This is a genomic window from Cellulomonas sp. B6 (genome assembly GCF_001462455.1).
Taxonomy (GTDB): Bacteria; Actinomycetota; Actinomycetes; order Actinomycetales; family Cellulomonadaceae; genus Cellulomonas.
In genome coordinates this window covers 1-14695 of sequence record NZ_LNTD01000149.1, presented here as the reverse complement: position 1 = coordinate 14695, position 14695 = coordinate 1, and the positions used below count along the sequence as shown (strand labels likewise).

Annotated in this window: 11 protein-coding genes; 8 read left to right on the top strand and 3 right to left on the bottom strand. The window is 74.7% G+C overall.

What is annotated here, in order from left to right; all coding sequences use genetic code 11:
- Nucleotides 1-3910: FtsK/SpoIIIE domain-containing protein (locus ATM99_RS13575; protein WP_150118289.1), on the top strand; the 3910-nt coding region annotated here is incomplete at its 5' end.
- 46 nt (nucleotides 3911-3956) lie between these two features.
- Here the strand turns inward: ATM99_RS13575 and ATM99_RS13570 are convergent.
- On the bottom strand, nucleotides 3957-4358 hold the full coding sequence (locus ATM99_RS13570; protein WP_062103413.1) for a hypothetical protein: 402 nt from the start codon (nucleotides 4356-4358) through the stop codon (nucleotides 3957-3959).
- 491 nt (nucleotides 4359-4849) lie between these two features.
- Between ATM99_RS13570 and ATM99_RS13565 the strand changes: the two genes are divergently transcribed.
- Nucleotides 4850-5098, top strand: a complete 249-nt coding sequence (locus ATM99_RS13565; protein WP_013117620.1) for a WhiB family transcriptional regulator — start codon at nucleotides 4850-4852, stop codon at nucleotides 5096-5098.
- Between the two features lie 239 nt (nucleotides 5099-5337).
- Here ATM99_RS13565 and ATM99_RS13560 read toward each other — a convergent pair whose 3' ends face one another.
- Entirely contained in the window at nucleotides 5338-6819 is a 1482-nt protein-coding gene (locus ATM99_RS13560) for a sensor histidine kinase (RefSeq protein WP_062103412.1), read from the bottom strand.
- Between the two features lie 141 nt (nucleotides 6820-6960).
- Between ATM99_RS13560 and ATM99_RS13555 the strand changes: the two genes are divergently transcribed.
- From ATM99_RS13555 to ATM99_RS13530, 6 genes are all read left to right on the top strand, one after another.
- Nucleotides 6961-7482 (top strand): DUF2505 domain-containing protein, encoded by a 522-nt coding sequence (locus ATM99_RS13555; RefSeq protein WP_062103411.1) that lies wholly within the window; start codon nucleotides 6961-6963, stop codon nucleotides 7480-7482.
- A gap of 385 nt (nucleotides 7483-7867) precedes the next feature.
- Nucleotides 7868-9181 (top strand): ABC transporter substrate-binding protein, encoded by a 1314-nt coding sequence (locus tag ATM99_RS13550; protein WP_062103410.1) that lies wholly within the window; start codon nucleotides 7868-7870, stop codon nucleotides 9179-9181.
- A 148-nt stretch (nucleotides 9182-9329) separates the two neighbouring features.
- Entirely contained in the window at nucleotides 9330-10370 is a 1041-nt protein-coding gene (locus ATM99_RS13545; protein WP_062103409.1) for a carbohydrate ABC transporter permease, read from the top strand.
- Nucleotides 10367-11281: a carbohydrate ABC transporter permease gene (locus ATM99_RS13540; protein ID WP_062103408.1), complete on the top strand. Its 915-nt coding sequence runs from the start codon at nucleotides 10367-10369 to the stop codon at nucleotides 11279-11281. The genes ATM99_RS13545 and ATM99_RS13540 overlap by 4 nt, the downstream gene beginning before the upstream one ends.
- 184 nt (nucleotides 11282-11465) lie before the next feature.
- Nucleotides 11466-12452, top strand: a complete 987-nt coding sequence (locus ATM99_RS13535) for a LacI family DNA-binding transcriptional regulator (protein ID WP_369798086.1) — start codon at nucleotides 11466-11468, stop codon at nucleotides 12450-12452.
- 140 nt (nucleotides 12453-12592) lie between these two features.
- Complete coding sequence (locus tag ATM99_RS13530) at nucleotides 12593-13882, top strand: Glu/Leu/Phe/Val dehydrogenase (protein ID WP_062103406.1); 1290 nt, start codon at nucleotides 12593-12595, stop codon at nucleotides 13880-13882.
- A 106-nt stretch (nucleotides 13883-13988) separates the two neighbouring features.
- On the opposite strand, the gene hemQ is transcribed toward ATM99_RS13530, so the two are convergent.
- A partial coding sequence (gene hemQ, locus ATM99_RS13525; protein ID WP_062103405.1) for a hydrogen peroxide-dependent heme synthase occupies nucleotides 13989-14695 on the bottom strand: 707 nt, incomplete at its 5' end.

The window sequence follows — 14695 nt, the reverse complement described above, 5'->3', positions numbered from 1 at the left end:
CGGTCCGGCCGGCCTCGACGTCGACGTCCTGCCGGGGCTTCCAGCGGGACAGCTGCGGCGCCGGCTGGCCGTGCTCACGGGCGAGGCCGCGTGGGCGGCACCGGGCACCGTGCTCACGGTCGCCGGGCGAGCGCTCGACGACACCCACCCGGCCGGTGCTCCCCCGCTGCTTCCCGGGGCGGTCGTCGGGCGCGACCGCGGTCCGACCGGTCCGCGTGACGGCGCCGACGCCGACGACGCCCTCGCAGCAGCCGGCACCGACGCCCACGTCGCCGTCGTGGCGGGCCCCGACGCGGGGCGTCTCCTGCCCCTCGCCGAGGGCGCGCACGCACGCCTCCACGGGCCCGCGGCGCCGGCCCGACGCCGCTCCCGAACGCACCGGGACGAGCCGCAGGGCGTCCCGCGGCCCGACCACGGCCGGTCCGCGGGTCTGCTCCTCGCCGACCCGGTCCTCACCGGAGTCGTGCTCGAGGTCGTCCGCCGCGGCCGCCGGGTCCGTGTCCGGACGCTCGCCGCGCCCCGCGGCGCGGGTCGGGTCGCGGCGGGCCGCTCCGTGCCCCGACGGTGGCCGTCGCGCCGGTGGCGGCCCGGTCAGCCCCTGCGGATCGGCGGGACGACGGTCGTCGTGCGCGGACCGGGAGTCACGCGCGACCGTACCGGCCGGCCCCCTCGCGTGCCGCCGTGGGCCTGGACGACCGTCGCCTCGACCAGCGGTGCCGTGGCGCTCGCCGTCGCGATGCGCCAGCCGCTGCTCCTCCTGACGGCGGGCGTCGGCCTGCTCGGGCTCGTGGCCGTGCTGCGCGCGCCCGGCTCCGGCGGCCCGGCAGGAGCACCGGGCACCGCGACGTCCGGCACGGACGCCACCGGTGCCGGTCCCACGCCCCCGCGCGACGTCGCGGAGCTGCGGCTCGCCACGGCACGGGGACTGCACGGTCGTCCCGAGCCCGTGCCCGGCGACCTCGACCCGTGGCCCGCCGACGGCACCCTCGCGCTCGTCGGCCCACGCGCCTCGACGCTCCCGGTGGCGCGGGCTCTCACGCTGCGCACGCTCGGTGCCGCGACGCCGACCGCCCTCGTCGTCCGCGCACCCGCCGACCCCGCCTCGTGGTCGTGGACCCGGTGGTGGTCGCCCTCGTCCACGCTGCCGGGGCAGGGCGTCGACGTCCTGGTCGTGGCGGACGGGTGCGGGGACGACCTCGCGGCGTGGCGCTCGTCGGTCGGCCCGCGCGCCCGGCTCCTGCTGGTGGTCACGGAGGGCGCCGCGGCGCCCGCCTGGGCGTCGACGGTCCTGCAGCTCCCCGCTCCGCGGGTCGGCACGCCGCAGACCCGACGCCGACCCCGTCGCCCTGGGGGTTCGTGCCGCGCGGTGCAGCGCGGCCGCGGCGTCGAGGGGGTGAGCGCCACGCTCGCGGAGGTGCAGGCCCGGGCCGCGGCGGCCCTCTCCTGGCAGGTCGACGCGGTGTCGTCCGGCACCTGCGCGCCGTCACCCGCGGCGTCGCCCGGGGGGCAGCCGGCCCCGGTGCTCGGTGCGCTCCCGGGCGTCCCGGGCGCGTCGGTCGCGGGCGTGGCCGACGCCTGGCGTGCGAGCACCGACCCCCGGCGCCTCGCCGCGACGCTCGGCGTGGACCCGCGTCGCCCGGCCGGCGACCCCGTCGTCGTCGACCTCGTGCGCGACGGCCCGCACGCGCTCGTGGCCGGCACCACCGGGGCCGGCAAGTCGGAGCTGCTCACGACGCTCGTGCTCGCGCTCGCGCTGACCCACCCGCCCGCGCGGCTCGCGCTGCTGCTCGTGGACTTCAAGGGCGGGACGGGCCTGGGTCCGCTCGCGGGGCTGCCGCACGTCGTCGACCACGTCCACGACCTCGACGTCGCGACGGCGCGACGCACGCTCACCGGGCTCCGGGCGGAGGTGCGTCGCCGTGAGCACCTGCTCGCCGCCGCGGGCCGCACCGACCTGGCCGAGCTCGACCCCGTGGACCCCGCCACGCCGGGTCGTCTGCTGGTCGTGGTGGACGAGCTGCGGGCCATGGTCGACGACCTGCCGGAGGCGTCCGCGACGCTCGCCCGCCTCGCGGCGCAGGGTCGTGCCCTGGGTGTGCACCTCGTCCTCGCCACGCAGCGTCCGGCCGGGGCCGTCCCGGCCGACCTGCGCGCGAACGTGAACCTGCGGATCGCGCTGCGCGTCGCCGACGAGGCCGACTCACGTGACGTGCTCGGCGTGCCCGACGCCGCCGCGCTGGACCCCGCGTCCCCCGGACGCGCGCTGCTGCGCGTCGGGCCGCGACCGGCCGTCTCGGTCCAGGTGGCCCGCGCGCGGCACGGACGCGCGCCGGCGCCCGTCCGGCTCGTCGCCGCGGGGGCGCCGTCGTGGCAGCCCGACGCCGCGGCCGACGACCCGGCCACCGAGGACGTCGGCCGGTGGGTCGCGGCGTGCCGGGCCGCGGCCCGGGACGTCCGGGGCACGGGCGTGCCGTGGGTGCCCGGGCTGCCCGCACGGCTGCCGGCCGACGCCGTGGGCGCGCCGGCCACGGCCGACGGGCTGCTCGTCGCCGCCGCGGACCTGCCCGCCGAGCAGCGTCGCGCCGACGTCCGGTGGCGGCTCGACGGCGCACCGCTGCTCGTGCTCGGCGGTCCGCGCTCGGGCAGGTCGACCGCGCTGCTCACGGTGGGGACCCACGCGCTGCACGCCGGTGCGCACGTGCACGCGATGGGGCTGCCCGAGCAGCTCGCCGCCGCGCTGCGCGACGTCGACCACGACGGTGTCGGGACCGTGCTGCCGCTGGACGACCTGCACCGGTGCGTGCTGCTGCTGGACCGGCTGACCCGTCGGGACGCGACCGCGACGCCTCAGGTGCTGCTGGTCGACGGTCTCGACGTGCTGCTCGACGAGCTCGCGCGGCACGCCCGCGGGCTCGGGGCCGATCTGCTCGCGGCGCTGCTGCGACGTCCGCCGGACGGCGTGCACGTCGCGGCGTCCGGTCCGGTGGTCGCGGCGCTCACCCGCCTGACCGGCACGTTCCCGACGCGGCTCGTGCTGCCGGTCGCGGACCCGGCGCTCGACCCCCAGGCCGGCGTGCCCACGGCACTCGCGGGACCACGGTGCGGCGCGGGCCGCGCGGTCGCCAGTACCCCGACGGCCGTCGCCGAGGCACAGGTGGTGCTGCCCTCGTCCGTCGCGGTGCACCGCCCTGCCTGGGCGCACGTCCCGCTGCGCGTGGCCCGGCTCCCCCGACGTCTGGCGCCGCCCGCCGGCGCGGCGCCCGGCACGCTGGGGACGGGCGGCGTCGACGGGACCTCCGTCCGGGTCGACGTCACGCGTCCCCTCCTGGTGGCAGGCCCACCCGGCTCGGGTCGGACGACGGCGCTGCGCACGCTGGCGCAGTCCGTGGCGAGCGACGGCCGACGGGTCGCGCTCGTGGTCCCCGCCGCCGACCCGGACGCCCCGGGCACGGGGCCGATCGGTACCGACGTGGGTCGTGACGAGCCCGCCGGGACGAACCACGGGGCGGCGGGCGTCGTCGTGGTCGGCACCGAACGCCTCGCCGAGCTGCTCGCGGACGCCTGCGACCCGACGGCGCTGGTCGTGGACGACCTCGACGAGCTCGAGCGCCGCGCACCGGACGCGGCCGATCGCCTCGAACGGTCGCTGCGGGACGGCGGTTCACGCGTGCTGGCGGTCGCAACCAGCACCGAGCACGCCGCGACGGCGTTCCGCGGGGCCGCGGCGGCGGTCCTGAGGCGCGGTCAGCTGCTCGTGCTCGACCCGCACGGGCCTGCGGCGGTCGACCTCCTCGGCGCGGGGCACGCGCTGCACGCGGACGCGGGCGAGCGGGTCCCCGGCCGCGGCGTGCTGCGCCGTGACCGCACGCTCGTGCGCGTCCAGGTGCACGACGCGCCACCGGTCCTCTGAGAACGGCCGCCGCGTCGCGGCACCGGCACCCGACGCGGGCCGGCCGTCAGTCGCGCACGGCTCCCGTGGCCGAGGTGGCGGCGACCACCGCCGGCGTCAGCAGCGCCACGGCGACGACCAGGGCGACGACGATCGGCGCCAGCGCGAGCGGCCCACCGCCCGCGCCCCACCACGTCCCGGCGACGACCACCGTGAGGATCTGGGCCGTCAGCACCGGGCCACGACCCCAGCGCCGGCCGTCCCGCAGCGCACGGGCGGCCGCGGCGAGCAGGGTCGCGGCGCCCAGCGCGAGGAGCACGAGGAACACGACCGGACCCACGTGCGCCCCGCGCGCGAGCGACACGACGCCCGCGCCGGCCGCCACCCCGAGCGTCAGCACCTCGAGGAGCACGAGGAGCCACGCGACGGTGAGCAGCGCAGGACGCGAAGAGGTCGGGGCGGAGGTCATCCCCCGACCCTAGAAGGTCGCCCCAGGCCCATACCAGATCCCGCGGCACCCCCTGACCACACGCCAGAGGCGCACGACCGGGAAGGACGTCCCGGGTCCCGCGTGAACCACGTCACGCATGCGGCCGGTGTCCGCGCGAGCCACCCGCCGGGGCACCGCTCCAGGGCGTCCCCCGCGTGACCGGCACATGAACGACCCAGCGATCTCCCAGGTCACGAGGCCGATGCGGGACGTGTGGCGCTGACCTGGCCGTTCGGCCGAGATCGACGCGGCGTCATGCGTCGACACCCCGTCGCGTCACACCCCAACCTTCTGCAGGTGTGACCAACGCCTCAGACGTCACCGTGATGAAACGTCGTCGTAACCCTTGTGCGGCGACCGCACCCGGTGTGACGCTTGAGCAAGCACGTTCCCCCCACCACTGACTCCATGCCTGTCGTCGCGCGCTCTCCCAGGGCGCGCCGGCCAGGCGTGCGCCCAAGGAGATCCCCATGGACTGGCGCCACCGCGCAGCCTGCCTCGACGAGGACCCCGAGCTCTTCTTCCCGATCGGCAACACCGGCCCCGCCCTCCAGCAGATCGAGGAGGCCAAGGCCGTGTGCCGCCGCTGCGACGTCGTCGACACGTGCCTCAAGTGGGCAATCGAGACGGGTCAGGACGCGGGTGTCTGGGGCGGCCTCTCCGAGGACGAGCGCCGCGCCCTCAAGCGCCGCACCGCGCGCCAGCGCCGCGCCGGCTGACCGAGCGCCTCACCGCGACGCGCCGCGTCGCCACCAGCACCACCCCGACAGGGCCGACCGTTCGCGGCGGCCCTGTCGTCGTGCGGGCAGCCGTGCGCGGGCAGCCGTGCGCGGGCCGCGCGGCTGCGCGGGACGACACCCTCGGACCCGACCGCGTAGTCCCGCCGCGCAGTCCCGCCGCGCAGTCGCCGGGCCGACCCCGGAGGCCGCGGGCCGTCGACCCCGCAGCCGACGACGCGTCAGGCGACCGTCGCGGCGTCCCGGCCCTGGCGCAGCACGGCCTCGATGACGACCGAGGTGCCCCCGCTGTCCCCCGTGCGCCACACGATCGAGCCGCCCAGCTCGTTGCGCACGAGGGTCGACACGATCTGGGTGCCCAGACCGGTGCCCGCGCCCTTGCCCTCGGGCAGCCCGGCGCCGTCGTCGACGACCTCGACCCGCAGGTCGTTGCCGTCGCGCTCGACGACGATCTCGACCGTGCCCTGCTCGCGCCCCGCGAGCCCGTGCTCGACCGCGTTGGTCACGAGCTCGGTGAGCACCAGCGCGAGCGCGGTCGCGTCCTCGGCGGGCACCGCGCCGAACGAGCCCCGCACCGTCGTCCGGACCGACGCGCCGGCCGTCGCCACGTCCGCCGCGAGCCGCAGGCTGCGACCGACCAGGTCGTCGAACGGCACGCTCTCGTCGAGCGTCTGGGACAGCGTCTCGTGCACGAGCGCGATCGTCGCGACGCGTCGCATGGCCTCGCCGAGCGCGTCGCGCGCCTCGGGTGAGCTCATGCGCCGCGACTGGAGCCGCAGCAGCGCGGCCACGGTCTGCAGGTTGTTCTTCACCCGGTGGTGGATCTCGCGGATCGTCGCGTCCTTGGTGATGAGCTCGCGCTCGCGCCGCCGCAGCTCCGACACGTCGCGGCACAGCAGGACGGCACCCGTGCGCTGCGCACCCTCGGTGAGCGGCACGGCACGCAGGGACAGCGCGACGCCGCGCGCCTCGACGTCGACCCGCCACGGCGCCCGCCCCATGAGGACGAGCGGCATCGACTCGTCGACGGTCGCGTCCTGCTCGATCAGGTCGGACGTCACCTCGACGAGCGACCGGCCCACGAGGTCGCCGAGCGCCCCGAGCCGGTGGAAGCACGACAGCGCGTTGGGGCTGGCGTACAGCACCTCCCCCTCGGCGTTGAGACGCACGAGCCCGTCGCCGACACGGGGCGCGCCGCGGCGCGGGCCGGTCGGCGCGTCGGGCGAGGGGAACTCGCCGCGCGCGATCATGCCCACGAGGTCGTCGGCGGCCTCGACGTAGTTGAGCTCCAGGCGTGACGGCGTGCGGGCACCGCCGAGGTTCGTCTGCCGCGCGAGCACGGCGATCGCGCGGCCGCCCCGGACCACCGGCACGGCCTCCTCCCGCACCGCGTACGACCCGAACCACCGGGGCTCTCGGGACCGCTGCGGCGCCCGCTCCTCGAGCGCCCGGCGCAGCTGGGCGCGCTGGCCCTCGGGCGGGTGCGAGCCGACCACGTCGTCGTAGTGCACGGTCGCGCCCGTGGACGGCCGGCACTGCGCGACCGCCACGAAGTCGTCGTCGGTGGTCGGCAGCCACAGCACGAGGTCGGCGAAGGCCAGGTCGGACACGACCTGCCAGTCGCCCACCAGGAGGTGGAGCCACTCGAGATCGGCGGCGTCGAGCGCACCGTGGCGCGCGACCAGGTCGCTCAGCGTGGACACGCACCCCAGCGTACGCAGCGGCGGCTAGGCTCGACGCGACGGGTCCACGCCGCGGAGCAGCACGGGGGTGAGCGCGGCGGGAGCCGTCGAGGGACCCGCGCCGTCGCGCGGGACCGACACCTTCGGCCCGGGGAGCCCACGGTGCACCTGCACGTGACGATCGACCTGCCCACCGACGTGCGGCACGCCGCGCGCCTGCTCGCCGACCCCGCGTACGTGCACGCGAAGGTCCGGGCCGCGGGCGCCGTCGACCAGCACGTCGACGTCACCGGCACGGTGGAGGACGCGTTCACGGTGACGACGCGGCGCCAGCTGCCCACGGGCCAGATCCCCGCCCACCTGCGCGCGTTCGTCGGCGACCGGATCGACGTCCGCCAGGTCGAGGCGTGGGAGGCCGCCGACGCGGACGGGTCGCGCTCCGGCACGGTGGCCGTCGAGATCGCCGGCGCACCGGTGCGCGTCACGGGCAGGACGTCGCTCGTGGCCGTCGGGTCGGACGCGAGCCGCGTGACGTACGACGGCGAGGTGCGTGCCGCGGTGCCGCTGTTCGCCGCCGCGGTCGAGGAGGCCGCGGGGTCCGCGGTGCGGGCCGCGCTCGCGACCGAGCAGCAGGTCGCGCAGACCTGGCTCGCCGAGCGCGCCGGTCCGGGCACGACGGCCTGACGCGCGACCCGGTCGGCACCCCTCCCACGGGTGTCCGCGGCTCGCGACGCACCCCCGTGCGGCACCCCGGCCCGGTCCAGGTCACGAGCGGCTCAAGGCCGTAACGATTGGGTAACGTGGAAGTCGTGGGAAATCGCTCTGACCTGCAGCGATGAGTTTGTGGGACCGCTACCACGGTCGTCGCACGAGCACCCCTCCTTGACACCTGACCACCTGGCGCAGCAAGGTGTCCCGCAGTGCGTGGGAACGCTCCCGCAATCCACTGCGAGAGCGCACCCACGACGGGGCCGACCACCCCACGCACGATGCCCGTCGTCGACGACGCCGCGGCACCGCGCGGATCGACGTACGGCGGTGTCGCCGTCCGACTGACAAGGGAGTCACAGTGCGCAAGACCACACGCAGGACGTGGGCGCTCGCGGCAGGCGTCATGAGCATCTCGCTGCTCGCCACCGCCTGCTCCAACGACAGCGGTTCCTCCACCGGCGGAGGTGACGACAAGGGCGACGGCAAGATCACGCTGACCGTCGCGACGTTCAACGACTTCGGCTACACCGACGAGCTGCTCGCCGAGTACACCGAGGCGAACCCCAACGTCACCGTGAAGCAGACGCGCGCCGCGAAGTCCGAGGACGCGCGCACCAACCTCACGACCAAGCTCGCCGCCGGCGGCTCCGGCCTCGCCGACGTCGAGGCGATCGAGGTCGACTGGCTGCCCGAGCTCGTGCAGAGCGCGGACGCGTTCGCGGACCTGACCGACCCGGCCGTCGAGGGCCGCTGGGAGGACTGGAAGGCCAAGGCCGCCACGACGGCCGACGGCAAGCTCATCGGCTACGGCACCGACATCGGCCCGGAGGGCATCTGCTACCGCGCCGACCTGTTCGACGCCGCTGGCATCCCGTCCGACCGTGAGTCGGTCAAGGAGTTCCTCGGCGGCGACAGCGCCACCTGGGACACCTACTTCGCGGCCGGCCGCGAGTTCAAGGCCAAGTCGCCCGACGTCGCCTGGTTCGACTCCGCGTCGTCCATCTACCAGGGCATGGTCAACCAGCTGACCAACGCGTACGAGGAGAACGACGGCACGCCGAAGCCGCTCGCGGACAACGCGGACGTCAAGAAGCTGTACGAGGACACCCTCAACGCGTCGGCCGACCTCTCGGCGCACCTCGGCCAGTGGTCCGGCGACTGGGACGCCGCGTTCCAGAGCAACGGCTTCGCGACGATGCTCTGCCCGGCGTGGATGACCGGCCCGATCGAGGAGCGCGCCGGCGGCATCACCGGCTGGGACGTCGCTGACGTCTTCCCCGGTGGCGGCGGCAACTGGGGCGGTTCGTACCTGACCGTCCCGTCGACCGGCAAGAACGTCGACGAGGCCAAGAAGCTGGCCGAGTGGCTGACCTCGCCCGAGACGCAGATCAAGGCGTTCCTCAACGCGGGCACGTTCCCGAGCCAGGTCGAGGCCTGGGACTCGGAGGACCTCAAGGCCGCGAAGAACGACTTCTTCAACGACGCGCCGGTCGGTGAGATCTTCGCCAAGCGTGCCGCGGCGATCGACGTGACGCCGTTCAAGGGCCCGAACTACTTCCAGATCCACCAGACCGTCGGTGACGCGCTCAACCGCGTCGACATCGACAAGTCCGAGTCGATCGAGCAGGGCTGGACGAGCGCGGTCCAGGCGTACGACAACCTGGGTCTGTGACCCACCGGGCCGGCCGGGGACCTGCGACACGGTCCCCGGCCGGCCCTCCGGTGTGACCGCACGGTCCACCGTCTGACGTCCGAGGGTCCGCGGGCACGACGCGACCCTGAGTCCCCGCACGCGGGTCACCACCCCCACGAGGTCCGTCATGTCCGTCCAGTCACCGGCGCCCGAGCGCGTCGCGCCCCAGGGCGCCCCCCGCGCGCCGCGCCGGGTCGGCTTCTCCCAGCGCCTGTCGCGCTGGGACGTCAAGCTGTCCCCGTACCTCTACATCTCCCCGTTCTTCATCCTGTTCGCCATCACCGGCCTGTTCCCGCTGATCTACACCGCGTACGTGTCGGTGCACCAGTGGTCGCTGCTGGGCGGGCAGGGCGACTACATCGGGTTCCAGAACTTCACCGACATCTTCGCCCAGCCGGCGTTCTGGCGGTCCCTGCGGAACACGTTCTCGATCTTCCTGCTCTCCTCGGTGCCGCAGGTCCTCGTCGCGATCGTCATCGCGGCGCTGCTGGACCAGAACCTGCGCGCGAAGACGTTCTGGCGCATGGGCGTGCTGCTGCCCTACGTGGTGGCACCGGTCGCCGTCGGCCTCATCTTCGGCCGCATGTTCGCCGACCAGTCGGGCCTCATCAACGGCGCGCTCGGCTTCTTCGGCATCGACCCGATCCGCTGGCACGTCGACGCCCTCGCGAGCCACGTGGCGATCGCCTCGATGGTCAACTTCCGCTGGACCGGCTACAACGCGCTGATCTTCCTCGCCGCGATGCAGGCCGTCCCGCGCGAGCTGTACGAGGCCGCGATCATCGACGGCGCCGGGCGCGTTCGCCAGTTCTTCTCGATCACCATCCCGCAGATCCGCGCCACGATCATCTTCGTCGTCCTGACGTCGACCATCGGTGGCCTGCAGATCTTCGACGAGCCGCGCGTCTTCGACGAGGCCGGTCGTGGCGGGTCCTCCCAGCAGTGGATGACCACCACGCTCTACCTGTACGACGTCGGCTGGGGCACGCAGCGGAACCTCGGACGTGCCGCCGCGGTGGCCTGGGTCCTCTTCCTCATCGTCGTCGTCATCGGCTTCGTCAACTTCGCGATCACCAACCGGATCTCGACGTCGGGCGCCGACCGCACCACCACGCGCACCCGTCGCCAGCGACGCGCTGCCGCCCGTTCCTCGAGGAGGTCCGCATGAGCTCCGTCCCCACGACCCGCCAGACGGCGGGCGCCGGTGCCGCGCGAGCCGCCGCCCGGCGGAGCAGCCGCAAGGTCGGCGGGTACGACCGCCGTCCCGGCGCACTCACCTACGTGCTGCTCGGCGCGGCCGTGCTCATCGGGCTCGGGCCGCTGTACTACACGCTCCTGCTGGGGTCGTCGGACCCGATCGCGATCGCGCAGAGCTCGCTTCCGCAGCTCTTCCCCGACGCGAGCCTCTTCGACAACTTCTCGAAGGTCATCAGCTCGGACGCGTTCGACTTCTGGAAGGCGTTCGGCAACTCGCTGTTCATCGCGCTCGTGGCGTCGGCGACGACCGTGCTGTTCTCGACGCTCGCGGGCTTCTCGTTCGCGAAGCTGTCGTTCAAGGGCCGTCGCCCGCTCCTGGTGTTCGTCATCGCGACCATGGCCGTGCCGACCCAGCTCGGCGTCATCCCGCTCTACATCATCATGGCGAAGATCGGGTGGATCGGGTCGCTGCAGGCGGTCATCGTCCCGGCGCTGGTCACCGCGTTCGGCGTCTTCTGGATGACGCAGTACCTCGAGGAGGCGCTGCCGTTCGAGCTCATCGAGGCGGCCCGCGTCGACGGCGCGTCGATGTTCCGGACCTTCTGGTCGATCGCGATGCCGGCAGCGCGCCCGGCCGCGGCGATGCTCGCGCTGTTCACGTTCGTCACGCAGTGGACCAACTTCTTCTGGCCGTCGATCGTGCTCAACCAGAGCAACCCGACGCTGCCCGTCGCGGTGCGTCTGCTGCAGGCGAACTACTTCGTGGACTACTCGCTGGTCATGGCGGGCGTCTTCCTCATCACGCTGCCGCTGATCATCCTGTTCATCTTCGCCGGCCGCCAGCTCGTGGCGGGCATCATGGCGGGCGCCGTCAAGGGCTGATCAGGACCCGGCCCGGGGCGCTTCCCACGCTCGCCCCGGGCCGGGAGGTAATCTCACGCGTGCGTCACCGCGCGCGAAGCGTGACAGTGCACAGGCACCGTCGCCTGGCAGCAACAGGAGGAAGACCTCGGTGGTCAACACTCTCGGCACGCGGGGCGAGCCCCTCCGTCCCTCCGCTCCCACGTTGGAGCAGGTCGCCGAACGCGCCGGCGTCTCACGGTCGACCGCGTCGCGCGCGATCAACGGAGGCCTGCGGGTCTCTCCCGAGGCGCTCTCGGCCGTCGAGGCCGCCGTCGCCGACCTCGGCTACACGCCCAACCGCGCCGCGCGCTCGCTCGTCACCCGACGCACGGACTCGATCGCGCTCGTGGTGCCGGAGCCCGACGAGCGGGTGCTGTCCGACCCCTTCTTCGCCGGCACCCTCAACGGGTTGAGCACGTCGCTCGCCGACTCCGACATCCAGGTCGTCCTCGTCATCGCCCGTCCGGGCGAGAGCGAGCGGACCATCCGCTACCTGCGCAACGGCCACGTGGACGGCGCGATCGTCGTGTCGCACCACCGCGACGACGAGCTCGACCGCGCGCTGCTCGCGTCCTCCGTGCCCAACGTCTTCGTCGGCCGTCCGCTGTCCGCACCGGGCGAGGACGTGCAGTACGTCGACACCGACAACACCGAGGGCGGCCGCCTGGCCACGCAGCACCTCATCGACCGCGGCTGCCGACGCATCGGCACGATCGCCGGTCCGCAGGACATGTCCGCCGGGATCGACCGCCTCGCAGGCTGGCGCCAGGCGATGACCACGGCCGGCCTGGACCAGTCGGCCGTCGTCCACGGGGACTTCACCATCGCCTCCGGGGCAGCCGCCGCGCGCGAACTGCTCGCCGCCCACCCCGAGGTCGACGGCATCTTCATCGCGTCCGACCTGATGGCGGCGGGCGCGCTCGGCGTGATCACCGAGCTCGGGCGGGAGGTCCCGCGCGACGTCAAGGTGGTCGGCTACGACAACCTCGGTGTCGCGGCGTCCACGACGCCGCCGCTCACGAGCGTGATCCAGCCGGTCATCGCGATGGCCCGTGCCGCCGGCGCGCGGCTGCTCGACCAGCTCAGCGGCGCCCCCGCGGGCGAGCCGATGATCTTCGCCCCCGAGCTCGTCATCCGCGCCTCCGCCTGACCGTCGTCCGGCCGACCGCACCCCGCCGCGGCGGCACAGGCCGTGGCAGCTGCTCGGGCCGGGGCAGCGGCACGGACCCGGGCAGCGGGTCGGGCCGTCATCGACAGGACCGCACGTCCCTGTCGTGCCAGTGTGGGCGCATGCCTCACGACACGACCGCACACGAGCCCGACGACCCCCCTGCCGAGGCCTCGGCACCCCTGGCGACCGCGCAGCACCAGCTGGCGCGCGCGGTCGAGATCCTGCGCTACGACGAGGGGCTGCACGAGGTCCTCGCGACGCCGCGACGCGAGATGCGCGTCGCGGTGCCGCTGCGCCGCGACGACGGCCGCGTCCAGGTGTTCACCGGCTACCGCGTGCAGCACAACATCTCACGCGGACCCGGCAAGGGCGGGCTGCGCTACGCGCCGGGCGTCGACATCGACGAGGTGCGTGCGCTCGCGATGTGGATGACGTGGAAGTGCGCGGTCGTCGACGTGCCGTACGGCGGCGCCAAGGGCGGCGTGACGATCGACCCGCACGCGCACTCGACCGCCGAGCTCGAGCGCGTGACCCGCCGCTACACGAGCGAGATCATGCCGATGATCGGCCCCGAGCGGGACATCATGGCGCCCGACATCGGCACCGACGAACGCACGATGGCCTGGGTCATGGACACCTACTCGGTGAACCGCGGCTTCACGATCCCCGCCGTCACGACGGGCAAGCCGCTCGCCGTCGGCGGGTCGCTGGGACGGCCGACCGCGACGTCGCAGGGCGTCGTCCACACCGCGCGCGCGGCGTTGCGCGCCGACGGCGTGGAGCTCGTCGAGGTCAGCGCGGCCGTGCAGGGCTTCGGCAAGGTCGGCTCGCACGCGGCGCGCCTGCTGCACGAGGCCGGGACGCGCGTCGTGGCGGTCAGCGACCAGTACGGCGGCGTGCAGCGCGCCGACGGGCTCGACGTGCCCGCGCTGCTCGAGCACGTCGCGCGCACCGGGACCGTCACGGGGTTCACCGACGCCGACGTCGTGAGCAACACCGACCTGCTGGCGCTCGACGTCGACGTGCTGGTGCCCGCGGCCGTGGAGGGCGTGCTCGACGGCGAGAGCGCCGCACGCGTCAAGGCCCGCTGGGTCGTGGAGGGAGCGAACGGGCCGACCACGAGCGAGGGCGACCGTGTGCTCGCCGAGCGCGGCGTCGTCGTGGTACCCGACATCCTCGCCAACGCGGGCGGGGTCGTCGTGAGCTACTTCGAGTGGGTCCAGGCCAACCAGGCGTACTGGTGGACGGAGGGCGAGATCGCCGAGCGGCTCGAGCAGCGGATGCTCGCGAGCCACGCGGCGGTGTCGGCGCTCGCGCGCGCCGAGTCCGTGACGCTGCGCGAGGCCGCGCTCACCATCGGCGTGCGACGCGTCGCCGAGGCGCACCAGATCCGCGGCCTGTACCCCTGACCTCGCGGGCGTGACGGTGCCGTCGGCGCTCACGCGCCGGCGGCACCGTCACGACGACCGAGGAGGGTCGGCGACGACCGGCCCCTGACGACGACGACCGGCGCCGTCAGGCGCGCGGCAGCCGCTGCACCCACTCCCCCAGCTCGACGCGCGGCCCGGTGTAGAACGGGACCTCCTCGCGCACGTGCAGGCGCGCCTGCGTCGCGCGCAGGTCGCGCATGAGGTCGACGATGCGGTGCAGCTCGGACGCCTCGAACGCGAGCAGCCACTCGTAGTCCCCGAGCGCGAACGAGGACACCGTGTTCGCCCGCACGTCGGCGTAGTCGCGCGCGGCCGCGCCGTGCTCGTGCAGCATGGCGCGGCGCTCGTCGTCGGGCAGCACGTACCACTCGTACGAGCGCACGAACGGGTACACGCACATGTAGTCGCCCGCGGGCTCGCCCGCGAGGAACGCCGGCACGTGCGCACGGTTGAACTCGGCGGGGCGGTGCAGCCCGACGACCGACCACACGGGCGTGAGGTGCGCGCCGAGCGCGCTCGCGCGCAGCCGGTGGTAAGCCGCCTGCACCTGCTCGACCGTCTCGGCGTGCCACCAGACCATGAGGTCCGCGTCGGCGCGCAGCCCGGCCACGTCGTACCAGCCGCGCACGACCAGCTCGGCGTCGGCGCCCACCGCGCGCTCGGCGTCGGCGACCACCGCGGCGCGCGCCGCGTCGTCCGCGGGCAGCGGGGTGTCGACCGCGAAGACCGACCACATCGTGTAGCGGATCGTGGCGTTGAGGGTCTCGGCGTCGGGGGCGGGTGCGGGCGTGC

What these genes read in the sequence shown, in the direction of transcription:
- ATM99_RS13570 (WP_062103413.1), bottom strand. Translation starts at nt 4,358, where the DNA reads ATGACCTCCGCCCCGACCTCTTCGCGTCCTGCGCTGCTCACCGTCGCG.
- ATM99_RS13565 (WP_013117620.1), top strand. Translation starts at nt 4,850, where the DNA reads ATGGACTGGCGCCACCGCGCAGCCTGCCTCGACGAGGACCCCGAGCTC.
- ATM99_RS13545 (WP_062103409.1), top strand. Translation starts at nt 9,330, where the DNA reads ATGTCCGTCCAGTCACCGGCGCCCGAGCGCGTCGCGCCCCAGGGCGCC.
- ATM99_RS13540 (WP_062103408.1), top strand. Translation starts at nt 10,367, where the DNA reads ATGAGCTCCGTCCCCACGACCCGCCAGACGGCGGGCGCCGGTGCCGCG.
- ATM99_RS13530 (WP_062103406.1), top strand. Translation starts at nt 12,593, where the DNA reads ATGCCTCACGACACGACCGCACACGAGCCCGACGACCCCCCTGCCGAG.